The sequence below is a fragment of the Streptomyces sp. NPDC006450 genome (assembly GCF_040612195.1).
Lineage (GTDB): Bacteria > Actinomycetota > Actinomycetes > Streptomycetales > Streptomycetaceae > Streptomyces.
The window spans coordinates 1-15,089 of the sequence record NZ_JBEXPT010000053.1 but is presented as its reverse complement, the minus strand read 5'-3'; the positions used below and the strand labels follow the sequence as shown (position 1 = coordinate 15,089).

At 73.5% G+C, this 15,089-nt stretch carries 17 protein-coding genes and 1 pseudogene; 12 read left to right on the top strand and 6 right to left on the bottom strand.

All coding sequences use genetic code 11. The features are described 5' to 3' along the window. Positions 1-205: 205 nt before the first annotated feature. Entirely contained in the window at positions 206-1,558 is a 1,353-nt protein-coding gene (locus tag ABZY57_RS17930; protein WP_356512934.1) for an aspartate aminotransferase family protein, read from the bottom strand. A gap of 271 nt (positions 1,559-1,829) precedes the next feature. Here ABZY57_RS17930 and ABZY57_RS17925 point away from each other — a divergent pair, with 271 nt between their 5' ends. Together ABZY57_RS17925 and ABZY57_RS17920 are read left to right on the top strand one after the other, a co-directional pair. Beyond that, on the top strand, positions 1,830-2,549 hold the full coding sequence (locus tag ABZY57_RS17925) for a DJ-1/PfpI family protein (protein WP_356512932.1): 720 nt from the start codon (positions 1,830-1,832) through the stop codon (positions 2,547-2,549). A 169-nt stretch (positions 2,550-2,718) separates the two neighbouring features. Beyond that, complete coding sequence (locus tag ABZY57_RS17920; RefSeq protein ID WP_356512981.1) at positions 2,719-3,159, top strand: MarR family transcriptional regulator; 441 nt, start codon at positions 2,719-2,721, stop codon at positions 3,157-3,159. Between the two features lie 9 nt (positions 3,160-3,168). On the opposite strand, the gene ABZY57_RS17915 is transcribed toward ABZY57_RS17920, so the two are convergent. Further along, on the bottom strand, positions 3,169-3,678 hold the full coding sequence (locus ABZY57_RS17915; protein ID WP_356512930.1) for a GNAT family N-acetyltransferase: 510 nt from the start codon (positions 3,676-3,678) through the stop codon (positions 3,169-3,171). Between the two features lie 120 nt (positions 3,679-3,798). Between ABZY57_RS17915 and ABZY57_RS17910 the strand changes: the two genes are divergently transcribed. From ABZY57_RS17910 to ABZY57_RS17875, 8 genes are all read left to right on the top strand, one after another. Continuing rightward, entirely contained in the window at positions 3,799-4,098 is a 300-nt protein-coding gene (locus tag ABZY57_RS17910; protein ID WP_356512928.1) for a hypothetical protein, read from the top strand. Positions 4,099-4,168: 70 nt separating this feature from the next. Continuing rightward, the gene (locus tag ABZY57_RS17905) at positions 4,169-4,582 is read left to right on the top strand and encodes a nuclear transport factor 2 family protein (protein WP_356512926.1); all 414 of its coding nucleotides are present in this window, start codon (positions 4,169-4,171) and stop codon (positions 4,580-4,582) included. Between the two features lie 189 nt (positions 4,583-4,771). Further along, positions 4,772-5,788 (top strand): alpha/beta hydrolase, encoded by a 1,017-nt coding sequence (locus tag ABZY57_RS17900; protein ID WP_356512924.1) that lies wholly within the window; start codon positions 4,772-4,774, stop codon positions 5,786-5,788. Next, positions 5,775-7,097 (top strand): acyltransferase, encoded by a 1,323-nt coding sequence (locus ABZY57_RS17895; protein ID WP_356512922.1) that lies wholly within the window; start codon positions 5,775-5,777, stop codon positions 7,095-7,097. The genes ABZY57_RS17900 and ABZY57_RS17895 overlap by 14 nt, the downstream gene beginning before the upstream one ends. Next, a complete protein-coding gene (locus ABZY57_RS17890) occupies positions 7,090-8,499 on the top strand; it encodes a sensor histidine kinase (RefSeq protein WP_356512920.1) in 1,410 nt (469 codons plus the stop codon). Before ABZY57_RS17895 ends, ABZY57_RS17890 begins: the two co-directional genes overlap by 8 nt. After that, on the top strand, positions 8,496-9,170 hold the full coding sequence (locus ABZY57_RS17885) for a response regulator transcription factor (RefSeq protein WP_356512918.1): 675 nt from the start codon (positions 8,496-8,498) through the stop codon (positions 9,168-9,170). Before ABZY57_RS17890 ends, ABZY57_RS17885 begins: the two co-directional genes overlap by 4 nt. Positions 9,171-9,259: 89 nt before the next feature. Further along, positions 9,260-10,585: a histidine kinase gene (locus ABZY57_RS17880; RefSeq protein WP_356512916.1), complete on the top strand. Its 1,326-nt coding sequence runs from the start codon at positions 9,260-9,262 to the stop codon at positions 10,583-10,585. Then, a complete protein-coding gene (locus ABZY57_RS17875) occupies positions 10,582-11,241 on the top strand; it encodes a response regulator transcription factor (RefSeq protein ID WP_356512914.1) in 660 nt (219 codons plus the stop codon). The genes ABZY57_RS17880 and ABZY57_RS17875 overlap by 4 nt, the downstream gene beginning before the upstream one ends. 69 nt (positions 11,242-11,310) lie before the next feature. On the opposite strand, the pseudogene ABZY57_RS17870 reads toward ABZY57_RS17875, so the two are convergent. Continuing rightward, positions 11,311-12,660: pseudogene (locus tag ABZY57_RS17870) on the bottom strand (ABC transporter permease); the annotation flags it as partial. Here ABZY57_RS17870 and ABZY57_RS17865 point away from each other — a divergent pair. Then, a complete protein-coding gene (locus ABZY57_RS17865) occupies positions 12,614-12,745 on the top strand; it encodes a hypothetical protein (RefSeq protein ID WP_356512985.1) in 132 nt (43 codons plus the stop codon). The pseudogene ABZY57_RS17870 and the gene ABZY57_RS17865 sit on opposite strands and share 47 nt — an antisense overlap. A gap of 158 nt (positions 12,746-12,903) precedes the next feature. Next, the gene (locus ABZY57_RS17860; protein ID WP_356512912.1) at positions 12,904-13,596 is read left to right on the top strand and encodes an alpha/beta hydrolase; all 693 of its coding nucleotides are present in this window, start codon (positions 12,904-12,906) and stop codon (positions 13,594-13,596) included. On the opposite strand, the gene ABZY57_RS17855 is transcribed toward ABZY57_RS17860, so the two are convergent. The 3 genes from ABZY57_RS17855 to ABZY57_RS17845 form a co-directional block, all read right to left on the bottom strand. Then, positions 13,571-14,308, bottom strand: a complete 738-nt coding sequence (locus ABZY57_RS17855) for a hypothetical protein (protein WP_356512910.1) — start codon at positions 14,306-14,308, stop codon at positions 13,571-13,573. The two genes, ABZY57_RS17860 and ABZY57_RS17855, sit on opposite strands and share 26 nt — an antisense overlap. A gap of 89 nt (positions 14,309-14,397) precedes the next feature. Next, positions 14,398-14,547, bottom strand: a complete 150-nt coding sequence (locus tag ABZY57_RS17850) for a hypothetical protein (RefSeq protein ID WP_356512908.1) — start codon at positions 14,545-14,547, stop codon at positions 14,398-14,400. 40 nt (positions 14,548-14,587) lie between these two features. Then, the gene (locus ABZY57_RS17845) at positions 14,588-15,028 is read right to left on the bottom strand and encodes a hypothetical protein (RefSeq protein WP_356512906.1); all 441 of its coding nucleotides are present in this window, start codon (positions 15,026-15,028) and stop codon (positions 14,588-14,590) included. Positions 15,029-15,089: the final 61 nt, after the last annotated feature.

Below are 15,089 nucleotides of genomic sequence, written 5' to 3'. Positions count from 1 at the left end.
TGATCAATCACCCCTGCGCGGGCCCTCTCGGGGCGCCCGCGCAGGGTCGTCCTCGCTGCTCCGAGCCTGGTCGGAGCCTGTTCGGAGGCCGGTCGGAGGCCGGTCGGAGCCGCTTCACGGCCCCGACCGGGAAACGCCCCCGGCCTCGGTCCTGGGGTGCCCGTCAGGCGGGGCGAGGCCCGGTAGGACGTCGCCGAGACCGCGGTCAGGCCGAAACGTGACGGTCGGCGACGGTCAGCGCGTCGTCCAGCAGGGCCAGGCCCTCCTTCGCGTCCGCTTCCGTGATGTTGCACGGAGGGACGACGTGCGTGCGGTTCATGTTGACGAACGGCCACAGCCCGGACGCCTTGCAGGCCGCGGCGAACTCGGCCATCGGCGCGTTGTCGGCGCCCGCAGCGTTGTAGGGAACGAGCGGCTCGCGCGTCTCCTTGTCCCGTACGAGTTCCAGGGCCCAGAAGGTGCCCAGACCCCGCACCTCCCCGACCGAGGGGTGGCGCTCCGCGAGGTCGGCGAGGGCCGGGCCGATCACGTTCTCGCCGAGGTGGGCGGAGTGCTCGACGATGCCCTCCTCCTCCATGGCGTTCATGGTCGCGACGGCGGCGGCGCAGGCGAGGGGGTGACCGGAGTAGGTCAGCCCGCCCGGATAGGGGCGCGTGGCGAAGGTCTCGGCGATCGCGCCGGAGATCGCGACGCCGCCGAGCGGGACGTAGCCGCTGTTGACGCCCTTGGCGAAGGTGATCAGGTCGGGGGTGACGTCGAAGTGCTCGGCGGCGAACCACTTGCCGGTCCGGCCGAAGCCCGACATGACCTCGTCCAGGATGAAGACGATCCCGTAGCGGTCGCAGAGTTCGCGCACGCCGGCCAGGTAGCCGGGGGGCGGGGTCATGATCCCGGCCGTGCCGGGGACCGACTCCAGGATGATCGCGGCGATCGTCGCCGGGCCCTCGAAGGCGATGGTGTCGGCCAGGTGGGTGAGGGCGCGCGCGCACTCCTCGGCCTCGGTGGTCGCGTGGAAGGGCGAGCGGTAGAGGAACGGTCCCCAGAAGTGCACGACGCCGGCGGCGGCCGTGTCGGAGGGCCAGCGGCGCGGGTCGCCGGTCAGGTTGATCGCGGCGGAGGTGGCGCCGTGGTACGAGCGGTAGGTGGACATCACCTTCTGCCGGCCGGTGTGCAGCCGGGCCATGCGGACGGCGTTCTCCACGGCCTCGGCACCGCCGTTGGTGAAGAAGATCTTGTCGAGGTCGCCGGGGGTCCGCTGCGCGATGAGGCGTGCGGCCTCGGAGCGGACGTCGACGGCGAACCCGGGGGCCAGGGTGCAGAGCGTGGCGGCCTGCTCCTGGATCGCGGCGACGACCTTGGGGTGCTGGTGGCCGATGTTGGTGTTGACCAGCTGGGAGGAGAAGTCGAGGTACCGCTTGCCGTCGTAGTCCCAGAAGTGCGACCCCTCGGCTTTGGCCACGGCGAGCGGGTCGATCAGGGCCTGGGCGGACCAGGAGTGGAAGACGTGAGCGCGGTCGGCGGCCTTGACGGTGGCGCCCGAGGTGACGTGAGGGGTCATGCCCGCAACCGTAGAAGTGTGCAGGTGGGGAGGGATATCGGCGTTCTGTGTGCGGGTGGGGTGCGGGTCTCGGCAATCTGTCTGGGGAGGGATTGACAGCAAGCTGTCATGATGGCAGCCTACTGTCATAGAGGGAAAGCGACCGGACGGACCCGGACCAGTCAGGGCAGCCAGGACGAGTCAGGGCAGGCACGGCGGGTCCGGCCCGATCCGGACGGTCCGATCCGGACCATCACAGGCACGGCGACGGCGACACTGGAGGGCGAGCACGATGAGCGAGACCCGGACGAAGACGCAGGCGGAGGCTCAGGTGGAGAGGCACGCGGAGCCCGAGGCGGAGCCGCAGGCGCAGGGCGGAGCGCCGAGCGGGACGGAGTCCCGCCGCACGGTCCACGTGGCGGTGTACGACACCTACGCCGACTGGGAGACGGGCCACACCACCGCACACCTGACCCAGCACGGCTACGAGGTCCGGACGGTCGGCGCCGCCGCCGGACGGCCCGTCACCACCATGGGCGGCCTCCGCATCCAGCCCGACCTGGCCCTGGCGGACCTGCGCCCCGAGGAGTCCGCCCTCCTCGTCCTGACCGGCGCCGGACTGTGGGACACGAGCGACGAGCTGGCTCCCTTCGCGGCGAAGGCCGAGGAGTTCCTGGCGGCGGGCGTCCCGGTCGCCGCGATCTGCGGAGCCACGGCCGGCCTGGCCCGCGCCGGAGTCCTGGACGGGCGTACGCACACCAGCGCGGCTCCCTTCTACCTCGGCGGCCAACCGGGCTACGGGGGCGCCGAGCGGTACGTCGAGGCCGACGCGGTCACCGACGGCGACCTGATCACGGCGGGCCCCACGGAACCTGTGGCGTTCGCCCGCGAGGTCTTCGCCCGCCTCGGGGTGTACGAGCCGCACGTGCTCGACGCCTGGTACCGCCTGTTCCACGACTCGGACGCGAGCGCGTACCCGGTCCTGATGGCCGCGGACCCCGGCAATGCCTGACCAGGTCCCGCCCCGGCCCGGTTCCGGGGACACGGAGCCGCCGGAGCCGCCCCACGGCGGACTCGGGGAACCCGGGGGACCCGGGGGACTCGCGGCGGCCACCGGCGCGGCTCCGGCGGCAGGTGGCAGAGGGGCGCGGGAGAACCCCCTCCGCGCGCGGCAGGACCTCCTGAGCCGCACCGCCCTCGGGGTGTTCCGGCTCAACGGCCAGTTCCTCTCCGTATCGGAGGAGCTGGCCCGCCCGGCAGGACTGACCGCGGCCTGGTGGCAGGTACTCGGAGCCGTGCTCCGCGAGCCGCTGCCCGTCGCCGGCATCGCCCGGGCCATGGGCATCACCCGGCAGAGCGTGCAGCGCATCGCCGATCTCCTGGCCGCCAAGGGCCTCGCCGAGTACGTCCCGAACCCGGCCCACCGCCGGGCGAAGCTGCTGCGTCCCACGGATGCCGGCCGCGCCGCCGTCGCGAGGATCGGCCCGGGCCACGCGTCCCTGGCCACGCACCTCGCCGAGGCCCTCGGCGAAGAAGGCCTCGCCGAAACGGTCCGCGTCCTGGAACGCCTGTCGGCCGCACTGGACACCCTGCCGCCCCCGCCCGACTCCCCGGCGGGATAGGCCGTCTCTTCACGTGAGGGCGGTGCGAGGATCGATGACCCAGTGGTGGGTCGGCAGGACCCGGTCCGCGAACGTCACGTCGCGTGCGGCGACGAACCGGAAGCCGAGAGAGCGGCAGATGCCGTTCGAAGCGCCGTTGCCCGCTGCGGGGAAGGCGTGCACGAGACCCCAGCGGTCCTCGTCCCGTGCCTGTTCGAGCAGGGTGCGGACGGCCCGTTTGCCCAGTCCGCGTCCCTGGTGTTCCGGCAGGACCATCCATCCGATCTCCGACACCGGCCCGTCCTCGGCGTCGTGGGACCACAGGGTCACCGTTCCCGCCACCACGTCAGGCGCGGCCGGGTCGGGGATGATCATCTTGATCCAGTCGAGATCGGCGACCGCCCTCTGGACGTCCCGCCGGACCTTGTCCTCCATGCCTTCGCGTGGCAACGGTCCCCCGAGGTCGGCCATCATGACGGGATCGCACCGCATCCTGACGTAGGCATCGACGTCGGCACCTTCGACGTTGCGCAACTTCACTGGCCGCTCCCTGGCTCGCTCGTTACACCGCCCCGGCCGGGGCCCCGTGGAGCGGTCCCGTGCCGGCACGGGAGCGCTCCACGTGCCGACCGTACGCCTGGTGGAATCCCCGCACCGGGTGTGTCCTGGAACCCGGTTGCCCCGCGACCGCGGCCTGCCCGCGGCAACTCCACCCCCGCAACCGGCATCCCGCCCGGCCGCACTACCCTCCAGGCCCCCGGCCTGGGCTGTGCCTGGACCGCGCCGCTGCGCTCCGCCACCACCGGCAGCGTCGGGCTCGACCCCTCCACGGTGATCTCCGGTGCGCCGCCGTCCTGTTCGCCGGGCGGCCGGAGCACCCTGCGGCTGCTCCCCGACGGGAGCCCGGTGCGGGAGCTCGACGGAAGCACCGCCCTCCCGCTCACCTACCGGCGACGCTGATTGTGTCGAAGTCAATAAGCCTGCAAGCAAAGCTTGTTGCGTTCCGCGGACCCCCCGCACACTGCGGCACATGGAGCCGTTGAAGGTAGTGGCACGACTGTGGGAGCGGATCGAGGCGCGCGACTGGAACGGAGCGGCCCTGCTGATCGCCGAGGACGCGGTGATCGAGTGGCCCGTGAGCAGCGAACGCATCGTCGGTCGCGACAACTTCATCGCCGTCATCAGCGATGACGACTACGCGGACGAGAGATCCGTCGACGTGCTGCGGATCCTCGCGGACGGCGATCTCGTCGTGACCGAGGTGGAGATACCCCAGGACCACGTCGTCTACCGCGCCGTCTCCCTGTGGACCGTGCGGAACGGGCAGATCACCGGCGCGCGGGAGTACTGGACGAGCCCCGGGCAGGACCCGGCCCCGCGCTGGCGCGCCGGGTTCGTCGAACCGCTCGTGGAGCCGCTCGCCGAACCCCTGACGGCGGACTGAGCGCCGGCCCGGCCCGGCCCGACTCGCCTTGCCTTGCCTTGCCTGACCCTGAATAGCCCCTGTCATACCTGAGAGCTACCTGGGAAGTGAGCTCTCCGGTGGGACGCCGACGAGGGCTCCCGATTCCTAACTTCGTGACCAGAGAAGAACGCCCCACCGCCCCTCTGGCACGAGCGAAGGAACGGACTCATGAGCCGCCGACCGCGACCCACCGCCCGTCCCGACGGCCGCAGCCGTGGCCGTCTGCGCCGCACGCTGCTGGCCGGGCTCGTCGCCGCGGCCGTGGTGTTCCCCGTTTCCGCCGCCGCTTCCCCGGAGGTGCCCGCGCCCGCCCCGGCGGTACCCGGCGAGAGCGCCGCCCTCCCCGACCGGTACGCCGCCCACCTCGCCAACCTCGCCGCGGCGGCCCGTACGGCCGAGAACGCCGGCCGCAACGGCCGCGCCGCGAAGCTCCGCGCGATGGAAGGGGGCGGCGGTGCCCGGTTCCTCGGCTTCGACGGGCGCGGCAAGGGCCGGGCGATAGAGGTGTTCGGCGATCTGGAGACCGCCGACCGGGTCGCGGTCCTGATCCCCGGGTCGGACACGACGCTGGACACCTACCAGAGGTTCCGCGCCGGAGCCGTCGCCCTTCAGCAGCGGCTCCGCGCCGAGCACGCCCGCTCCGCCGTGGTCGCCTGGCTCGGGTACGACACGCCGGGCACCATCAGCCCGGCCGTCCTGACCACCGGCCGCGCCGACGAGGCCGCCGCCGAACTCGGCTCCTTCCTTCCCCGGTTGGCCCGGCTGGCCGCCCCGCAGGCCCGCCTCTCGCTCCTCTGCCACTCCTACGGGTCCGTCGTCTGCGCCCGTACGGAGACGGGCCCCGCGGTCACCGACATCGCGCTGTTCGGCAGTCCGGGCACGGGTGCCGGATCCGCCGCGGACCTGCCGACCCGGGCCCGGATCTGGGCCGGCCGGGGTGGCGGTGACTGGATCTCCGGTGTCCCGCACGTCCGTCTCGGCGGGTTCGGCTTCGGCACCGATCCCGTGGACCCGTCCTTCGGGGCCCTGCCCTTCCCGGCCGGGTCCGGCGGCCACAGCGACTACCTCAAGCCGGGGACCGAGTCGCTCGAGGGCCTGGCCGGGATCGTGCTCGGCTCCTCCCCGGCGGCCCGGCCCGCCCCGTCCGCCCTCGCTGCTCCGGAGGTCTCCCATGCGCGTGCGTGAACCGCAGACCCGGTGGTCCGCCCTCGCGGACCGCATCGACTCCGCGACCCCCGCCCACCGGGACCGGGCCGTGGACGCGCTCCGGGCCCTCGCCATCCTCGGCGTCGTGCTGGGCCACTGGCTGGTCACCGCGCTGACCAGTGCCGACGGCGGCCTCAGCACCACCAGCCCGCTGGCCCACATGGTCGGACTGGCGCCGGTCTCCTGGGTGTTCCAGACGCTGGCCGTCTTCTTCCTCGTCGGCGGCCACGTCGCCGCCCAGGGGTACGCGTCGGCGCGCGGCCGCGGAGTCCCGTACGGGCAGTGGATCCGTCAGCGCCTCGGCAGGCTGTTCCGGCCGGTCGCCGCCGTCCTGGTCCTCTGGAGCGTCGCCGCCGGTGGCATGCTGCTCGGCGGTGTCGGGACGGACACCGTCCGGACGCTGCTCAAGCTCGTCCTGTCCCCCCTCTGGTTCCTCCTCGTCTTCGCCGCGCTCACCGCCGCAACTCCGCTCGTCGCCCGGCTGAGCCCGCTGTGGCCGCTGGCCGTGGTGGCCTCGGTCGATGTGTGGCGTTTCGGCTTCGGCGGGCCCGAAGGGATCGGCTGGGTCAATGTGGCCGCCGGCTGGCTGGTGCCCTACACCCTGGGCGCCGCCTGGTCCCGGGGCTCCTTCACCCGGCGCACCCCGGCCGCCCTCCTGCTGGGCGGCGGGATCGCCGCCACGGCCGCACTGATCGTCTGGGGCGGGTACCCCGCTTCGATGGTCGGGGTCCCCGGAGCCGCGCTCTCGAATCTGAACCCGCCGACGCTGGCCGCCGTGGCGTTCGGGCTGGCCCAGTGCGGGCTGGCGCTGCTGCTGCGGGGGCCGCTGACCCGGGCGATGAACCGGCCGCGGGCCTGGGCGAAGGTGGCGCTGGTGAACCTGTCCGCCATGACGATCTTCCTGTGGCACCAGACCGCGATGATGGCCGTCACCGCGCTGGGACTGCTGGTCTCCACCGATCTGCCCGGCCTGCACACCGTGCCCGCCTCCGCGGAGTGGATAGCCGTCCGGCTGCTCTGGCTGCCCGTGTTCGGGGCCGCGCTGGCGGTCTGCTGGGCCGCCTTCCACACCTACGAGCAGGCCGGCGGCCGCCGCCGTGGCCGGACCCGGCGCGGATCCTCCGGAACTCCGGCGGCCCCTTCCCGGATCGTCGCCTCGTCCGCCGCCCCGACCCGGGGGAACGCCTCCCCCGCTTCCCGCACCGACTCAACTCCGGTCGGTGAAAGCACAGTCACCGGCCCGGTCAGCGGCCCGGCGGCTCCCGCCAAGGAGACCCTCCATGCCTAGGCTGGACGATGTGGACGAACAGAGCGAGCCCCCGACCCCGAAGCCGGCACCGCCCGAAGCTCCGGGCACGAGCGCGGGCAGCGGGGAGCGGGGAGACTCCCCCGCCAGGGCTTCGGCCGTGGTGGGGAGCGTGGCCCGGGGGCTCCTGGACCTGAAGGCAGACCCCCTCCCGAGGATGTCGAAACCGCGCTGGCTGGCCTGGCTCCCGCACGTGGTGCTCCTCTACCTGGCGGTGGCCTTCTTCGCCGTCACCACGGAGCAGCTCAGCAACCACTACGGGGTCCACGGCTCCGTCCGCCCGTTGCTGGCGACCATGGTCGGCGGGTCCATCGTCGTCGCGATGCGGTGGCCGATGGCCGGGTACTGGCTCGGCCTGATCGCGGCGGGACTGATCGCCGGGCAGATCCACGGCCACGTCGGGCAGGGCCAGAGCTGGCCGTGGATGCCCGCCGGGCTGTTCGCCTTCGCCCCGGTGCTGCTGCTGGTGGCCCTGCGCGTGCCGCCCCGGGTGACCGTCGGCGCGGTCACCGTCGTCGTCGCCTGCACCGGGCTGGCCGAAGCCCTCTTCAGGCCCGAGCACAGCGGCACCGGAACCCCCGGTGCCATCCTCCTGTTCGCCTTCACCGGACTCCTCGGCCACGCCCTGCGCGCGACCCGGCTAACCCGCACGCAGCTCGTCCGGCAGGAGACCCTCACCGAGGAGGAGCGCGCCCGGCGCACCCTGCTGGAGGAGCGCAGCCGGATCGCCCGCGAACTGCACGACGTCGTCGCGCACCACATGTCGGTGATCTCCATCCAGGCGCAGGTGGCCCCCTATCTCGTGGAGAACCCGTCGGAGGAGCTCAAGGAGAACCTGGCCGGGATCCGCGCGAATGCCGTGGAGGCACTGACGGAGTTGCGCCGCGTCCTGGGGGTGCTGCGTTCGGAGCACCCCGACGAGGCCGCCGATCCACACCATCCGCAGCCCACTCTGGCCGAGTTGGGCGGCCTCGTGGACAACGTCCGGGCCGCCGGGCTGGAGATCACCACCGAGATCGCGGGCATCCGCCGCCCGTTGTCCCCGGGTGTGGAGCTCACTGCGTACCGGATCGTGCAAGAGGCGCTGAGCAACTGCCTGCGCCACGCGCCCGGCTCCCGCGTGGAGGTCGGCATCGCCTACGGACCCCGTGATGTGCACCTGTGCGTCGCCAACACCGCTCCCACCCGGCCGGCCCCGCCGACCGTGGGAGCGGGGCACGGGCTGCTGGGGATGCGGGAGCGAGCGGGCATGCTGGGGGGCGAGCTGGCCGCCGGCCCCCGCCCCGACGGAGGGTACGAGGTGAGCGCCGTGCTGCCGATGGATCCCGTGTCCCCGGCCGACGGGCCTTCCCCCGCCCCCGAGACGACGAAGAAGGGCTCATGACTGCCGCTCCGATCAAGGTGATGATCGCCGACGACCAGATGATGGTCCGCCAGGGCTTCACCGTGCTCCTCGATGCCCAGCCCGACATCGAGGTCGTGGGCCAGGCCGTCGACGGTGCCGAGGCCGTGGCCAAGGTCGCCGAGCTGACTCCGGACGTGGTCCTGATGGACATCCGGATGCCCGGGATGGGCGGTATCGAGGCCACCTCCCTCATCACCGCCGCCCCGGGCTCCGCGGTGAAGGTGCTGGTGCTGACCACCTTCGACCTCGACGAGTACGTGTACGAAGCGCTGCGCGCCGGCGCATCGGGGTTCCTCCTCAAGGACGCCTCCGCCGATCAGCTGGCGGAGGCGGTCCGCGTGATCGCGGCCGGCGAGGCGCTCCTCGCGCCGAACATCACGAAGCGGCTGATCACCGAGTTCTCCCGGCTGGGGGCTCCGAGAGCGCCTTCGAGGGCGCGGATCGACGAGCTGACGGAGCGGGAGACGGAGGTCCTGTCGCTGGTCGCCCAGGGCATGTCGAACGCGGAGATCGCCGGGCACCTGATCCTGGCCGAGCAGACGGTCAAGACGCATGTCGGCCGGATCCTGGTGAAGCTGGGCCTGCGGGACCGCACGCAGGCGGCGGTGTTCGCGTACGAGACGGGCCTGATCCGTCCGACGGGCTACTGAAACGGCCCCGGTAGTACTTGAGGGGGACCCCGGGAGATCCCCTTCAGCGGCGACGCGGACCAGGCCGGGGCCCGCCTACCGTGGGGAGCATGACCGAGACGACCCCCGGGGCGACCCCCCGGGCACCAGAGATCCGACTGGCTTCGGGCTTCATGCAGAGCCTGCGCCAGGCTCTGATCACCGACGCCTTCGCCTACCGCCCGCTCCCCCCGATGCGCACGGACGGGCCGCTGATCCGGCGGCTCCCGAAGCGGATACGGACGGAGGCCGCACACCTGCCGCACGCGGCCGTCTGCCTCATCGCGTTCTTCGTGGTGGTCTTCACCTCGATCACCACCGGGCTGCCCCAGGCCGCTTCCCTGGTGATGGGGCTGCTCGCGGCCACGCCGATCGTGATGACCCTGGTGCGGCCGCTGGGGGCGTTCTGGGTCGCCGTGGCGATCACCCTGGTCTTCTCGGTCGTCAACGGCTCCGACCCCAACTGGCCCTGGTCCCCGGCTACGTTCTTCTCGTACCTCGCGACGGTGACGCTGGTGGGGATGCGGACCAGTCCCCGGACGGCCGGCTGGATGTGGGTGGTCACGCTGGCGATCGGGGTCGGTACGTCGGTCGTGCTCGGCCACGGCCAGACCATCAACGTCGGCCCCATGGCCTTCGCCTCGGCGATCGCCCTGCTGGCGGTGAGTATCCGCACGATCCGCAAGCAGGCGGAACAGGAGGTCACCGCGCAGCAGGAGGTCACCGCCGTCGAACGGGACCGGCGCACCCTGCTGGAGGAGCGGACGACGATCGCGCGGGAGCTCCACGACGTCGTCGCCCACCACATGTCGGTGGTGGCCATCCAGGCCGAGGCCGCGCCCTACCGGGTGAAGAATCCGCCCCCGGAGCTGGAGGCCGCGTTCGTCACCATCCGGGAGAACGCGGTGGCGGCCCTGACCGAGCTGCGCCGGGTGCTGGGTGTCGTCCGCTCCGCGGACTACGAGGCGCCGGACGCCCCGCAGCCGACGCTGGCCTCGCTGGACGGGCTGCTGGCCAATGTGCGGGAGGCCGGGCTGCGCGTGGACAAGACCGTGACGGGCGCGGTGCGCGAACTGCCGCCGGGCGTGGAGCTTTCGGCCTACCGGATCATCCAGGAGGCCCTGAGCAACACGCTGCGGCATGCGCCGGGCGCCTGCGCCGGGGTCGAGATCTCGTACGTGCTGGGCGGGCTGGGCCTGCGCATCGTCAACGAGGCCGGCACCGGAGACGTGCGGCCCTCGCCGGGGGCCGGCCAGGGAGTCACCGGGATGCGCGAGCGGGTGGCCATGCTGGAAGGGGAGATGACCGCCGGGGAGCTGGCCTCCGGAGGGTTCGAGGTGGCGGTGTTCATACCCGTGGCCGCCAGCCGCCCGGAACCGGCGAAGGATCCGGCATGACGATCAGAGTGCTCATCGTCGACGACCAGATGATGGTCCGCGAGGGCTTCTCCGTCCTGCTGAACGCGATGGACGGCATCGAAGTGGCCGGGGAGGCGGTGAACGGGCGGGAGGCCATCGCCCAAGTGGCGGCGCTGAAGCCGGATGTGGTGCTGATGGACATCCGGATGCCGGAGATGAACGGCCTGGAGGCGACACGGGAGATCGTGGCCGCCGACACGAACGCGAAGGTGCTGGTCCTGACGACCTTCGACCTCGACGAGTACGTGTACCAGGCGCTGCGGGCCGGCGCGTCCGGGTTCCTCCTCAAGGACGCCTCCGCCAGCCAACTGGCCGATGGCGTAAGGGTGGTGGCCGCCGGGGAGGCGCTGCTGGCGCCTTCCGTGACCAAGCGGCTGATCACGGAGTTCTCGAAGCTGTCGGAGACCCGCACCCAGGTGGCGTCCACCGGGGTCACGGAGCTGACGGAGCGGGAGACCGAGGTGCTGGTGCTGATCGCACAGGGGTTGTCCAACGCGGAGATAGCGGATCGCCTGATCATCGCCGAGTCCACCATCAAGACGCACGTGAGCCGGATCCTGGTGAAGCTGGGACTGCGGGACCGCACACAGGCGGCGGTCTTCGCGTACGAGACGCGGCTGGTGACCCCCGCCTAGCCGCTCCGAAAAGTTGTCCACAGCTGTGGACAACTTTTCGGACGAGGGTGGATCAAGGAATATCGGGGCTCAGGCCGCCAGGTCCCGGCGGCGCAGGGCGGTCAGGGCAGCGCCCAGGAGAGCCGCCGCCAATGCGGTCAGCATCAGCAGAGGATCCCAGGTCAGGGCCTCGGAGCCGGGGATCCGGGGCAGGTGCGCGAAGGGGGACAGGTCGAGGACCGCCCGGGGGAGGTTCAGCGCGGGGCCGATCCAGCCGAGGGCCAGCGCGGCCCCGGCCACCGCCCAGCCGGCCGACGCGTAGCCGGGGGCCACGCCGTACAGGAGGGCCGTGACGGCCCCGATCACCCACACCGCGGGGAGTTGCGCGAGACAGCCCCCGACGGTCTGCGCGAGGCCCTCGCCGTGGCCGAGGCCGAGGCCGAGCCCGCCCAGCAGCAGGATCAGCGCCGAGCCGCCGAAGGCGACGGCCAGATGGCCGGCGGCCCAGCGCAGGCGGCCGACCGCGTTCGCCAGCACGGGTTCCGCGCGCTGCCCCGACTCCTCGGCGCCCAGGCGCAGGACCGACGACACGATGAAGAGGGCGGCCACCAGCCCGAGCATCCCGGCCATCGTCGCCAGGAAGGCGTCGGTCAGGCCGGCCCCACCGCCCGCGCCGCCCATCCGCTCGATGATCTCCCGGGTCTTGGCGTTGTCGCCGACCAACTCGGTCGCCCCGTCCGCCATCCCCCCGAACACCGCGCCGGCCACCAGGAATCCGAGGCTCCAGGCGAGCAGCCCGCCCCGCTGCAGCCGCCACGCCAGCGCCCCGGCGCCGGCGAGCCGCCCCTCGGCCGGGCCCGGGCGGACCGCCAGGAAGCTCATGCCGAAGTCGCGGCGGCCGGCGAGGACGTAGGCCGCGGCCGTCAGGAGGGCGAAGGCCGCCGCGAACAGGGCGAGCACCCACCAGCGTTCGGCCGCGAAGGCCCGTACGTGCTCCAGCCAGCCCAGCGGGGAGACCCAGGTCAGCGCCGACGAACCGTCCGCGGAGCCCGCGTCGCCCGCGGCGCGCAGGACGAATGCCGCGCCGAGCAGCGCCCCGGCGAGGCCCTTGGCGAGCCGAGCGCTCTCGGTGAGCTGCGCCGTGACGGCGGCCGCCGACGCGAACAGCATCCCGGTGGCGCCGATTCCGAGCCCGAGGGCGAGCGCTCCGTCCGCGCCCCGGCCGGCGAGCCCGGCCGTGACGAGGAGGGCGGCCAGGGCGTTGGCGGCGAGCGCCGCCAGCAGGGCTGCCGTGAGCGGGGCCCTGCGCCCCACCATCGCCGCCGACAGAAGCTCCTGACGGCCCGTCTCCTCCTCCTCCTCGCGGGTGTGCCGGATCACGACGATCAGGCTCATGACTCCCGCGAGCAACCCGGCGAACACGCCGATCGCCGAGACGGCGGCGTTCTTCGAGTTCATGCAGACGGAACTCCTGGGCCTGATGGACCGCTGGCGCGTCCACCGGGCGACCCTGAACCTGCCGTAGCGCCGTGTCCGGGCATCAGCGGCGGCCGCCGGTCGGCCGGGCAGCCGGTGGATCACCGGCCTAGCGTGGGCCCCAGGGGGATCCGGCCGGCGCAGCCGCCCGGGGCATCCGGCCGGCGCAGCCGCCGGCACGTCCTACCGACACAGGACCGGCACCTCATGGCCGACACCCCCACCCCCGCCATCGTCCTCGTCCACGGCTTCTGGGGCGGCGCCGCCCACTGGGCCAAGGTCATCGGCGAGCTCCACCGCCGCGGGTACACCGACCTGCACGCCGTCGAGAACCCGCTGACCTCCCTCGCCGACGACGCCGAGCGGACCCGCAAGATGGTCCGGCAGATCCACGGGCCCGTGCTCCTGGTCGGCCACTCGTACGGGGGAGCCGTCATCACCGAAGCCGGGGACCTGCCCCATGTCACCGGTCTGGTCTACGTCGCCGCGTTCGCGCCCGACGCGGGCGAGAGCCCCGGCGCGATCACCCAGGAGAAGCCGCCGGCGGCGTTCGAGAACATCGCGCCCGACTCCGACGGCTACCCGTGGGTCAAGCAGGACAAATTCCACGAGAGCTTCGCCCAGGACCTCACCCCCGAGGAAGCCCTGGTCATGGCCGTCACCCAGAAGGCCCCGCTCGCCTCCACCTTCGGCGACGCCGTCACCGCGCCGGCCTGGCGCACGAAGCCGTCCTGGTACCAGGTCTCCACCGCCGACCGGATGATCCACCCCGACAACGAGCGCCGCATGGCGGCCCGCATCGACCCCCGCAAGACCATCGAGCTCGACGCGAGCCACGCCTCCCTCGCCTCCCTCCCCGGCCCGGTCTGCGACCTCATCGAGGCGGCCGCCTCCGACTGAGCGCGCCCCGCCGCCACGGCCCGCGCGCCCGGCCCAGCTCGCGGGCGCGCGGCGCCCACACCACGGCCCCCGGCCCCGGCTCCCCGGCCAGCCACACGAACCGCTCCGCCGACGGGTCGGGGGCGTCCGACTCCGCGGGCGACGGCGGGAGCGCCGACTGCGCGAGCGCCGGGTCGCTGCGCGGCCCCGCGCGCGGCGCCAGCACCCGCCCGCCCAGCGGGCCCAGGGTCAGCACGTGGAGTCCGCCCCCCAGAACGAGCAGCGGCGGCAGGCCGCGCCCGCGCACCACCTCCGCCTCGTACGCGGTCCAGCGCAGCCCCGGGGCCCCCAGGAGGGCACGCACGCGCCGGGCCACGTACAGCTCCCGGAGCGCGACGAGCACCGGCAGACACAGCAACCCCAGGAGCACCACCCGCAACGGCGTCGGCCGGGTGACCACCGCCCCGATCACAGCGGGCCAGCACAGCACCGGCAGCAGGCAGATCAGCACGGCGTCCTGCCGCCAGTCACCGAGCGCGTCCCGCACCGCCGCCGCGCCGGGCGGCCCCCAGACAGCCCCGACCACAGCCCCGACGGACTCCGGCCCGAGCACGGGCTCCGGCACCACCTCCGCCACAGGCTCCGAGACAGGAGCCGGCACCAGCTCGTGCTCCGCCACGAGCACCAGCTCCGGCTCCGGCTCCGGCACCGGCTCCGACACCGGTTCCGGCACCGGGCCCGCCCCCGGAAACCCCGTCGGCACAGGCACGGGCCCCCGGTCCGGCCCGGACTCCGGTGCAGCCCCCGCCCCCGGCTCCCCGCTCACCACACGAAGTTCCGGTAGATCCCGAGAACCGGTCCGGCGACCGCCCCGAGCATGCCGATCGGGCCGATCGGGCCGAGCCGCCCGGGGGCCGGGCTGTTCCCGCCCGCCCCGTAGGGCCGTCCCCGCCAGGGCCGGTACGAAGCCACTTCCGCCTCCTGCGCCGCGCAGCGGACCCGGCCGTCCACGTCAGCGTTGCAGCGGCAGTGTCAGGGCCCACGCCGCCGGGCGCAAGGTCCACGTACGGCGGCGGACCGGGCCGGTGATGCCGACGTCGGACCGGTAGCGGAAGTCCGCCCCGGACACGGTCACGATCGCCGCCCGGGCCCGCACGACGGAGCCCGCGCCCGGGCCGGAGCCCGTATCCGCGTCCCCGTCTCCCGGACCCGCGCCATCGCCGACCCCCGCACCGGCACCGGCACCGGCACCGGCACCCATCCGGACCCGCACGTCCGCCAGCCCGTCACCCTCCCGGGCCGACACGGTGAGGTCTTCCACCATCCGGTCCACGTCCGCCAGGACCACCCCGTCGGCCTCCACCCGCAGCCGGTAGCCCACGCCGGGGCCCGCGGGGCCCGGCGCGGACGGCCGGACGAACGTACGGACCAGCGAGCGATACGCGCTCCACACCGACGGCCGCCGCCGACATGGAGATCCTCTTCAAGGACATCCCGCTCGGCGACGTGACCAC

Excerpts from the sequence above, each read along its gene's own strand:
- ABZY57_RS17860 (WP_356512912.1), top strand. The coding sequence starts at position 12,904 with ATGGCCGACACCCCCACCCCCGCCATCGTCCTCGTCCACGGCTTCTGG.
- ABZY57_RS17925 (WP_356512932.1), top strand. The coding sequence starts at position 1,830 with ATGAGCGAGACCCGGACGAAGACGCAGGCGGAGGCTCAGGTGGAGAGG.
- ABZY57_RS17880 (WP_356512916.1), top strand. The coding sequence starts at position 9,260 with ATGACCGAGACGACCCCCGGGGCGACCCCCCGGGCACCAGAGATCCGA.
- ABZY57_RS17885 (WP_356512918.1), top strand. The coding sequence starts at position 8,496 with ATGACTGCCGCTCCGATCAAGGTGATGATCGCCGACGACCAGATGATG.
- ABZY57_RS17890 (WP_356512920.1), top strand. The coding sequence starts at position 7,090 with ATGCCTAGGCTGGACGATGTGGACGAACAGAGCGAGCCCCCGACCCCG.
- ABZY57_RS17900 (WP_356512924.1), top strand. The coding sequence starts at position 4,772 with ATGAGCCGCCGACCGCGACCCACCGCCCGTCCCGACGGCCGCAGCCGT.
- ABZY57_RS17905 (WP_356512926.1), top strand. The coding sequence starts at position 4,169 with ATGGAGCCGTTGAAGGTAGTGGCACGACTGTGGGAGCGGATCGAGGCG.
- ABZY57_RS17875 (WP_356512914.1), top strand. The coding sequence starts at position 10,582 with ATGACGATCAGAGTGCTCATCGTCGACGACCAGATGATGGTCCGCGAG.
- ABZY57_RS17895 (WP_356512922.1), top strand. The coding sequence starts at position 5,775 with ATGCGCGTGCGTGAACCGCAGACCCGGTGGTCCGCCCTCGCGGACCGC.
- ABZY57_RS17865 (WP_356512985.1), top strand. The coding sequence starts at position 12,614 with ATGACTCCCGCGAGCAACCCGGCGAACACGCCGATCGCCGAGACGGCG.
- ABZY57_RS17930 (WP_356512934.1), bottom strand. The coding sequence starts at position 1,558 with ATGACCCCTCACGTCACCTCGGGCGCCACCGTCAAGGCCGCCGACCGC.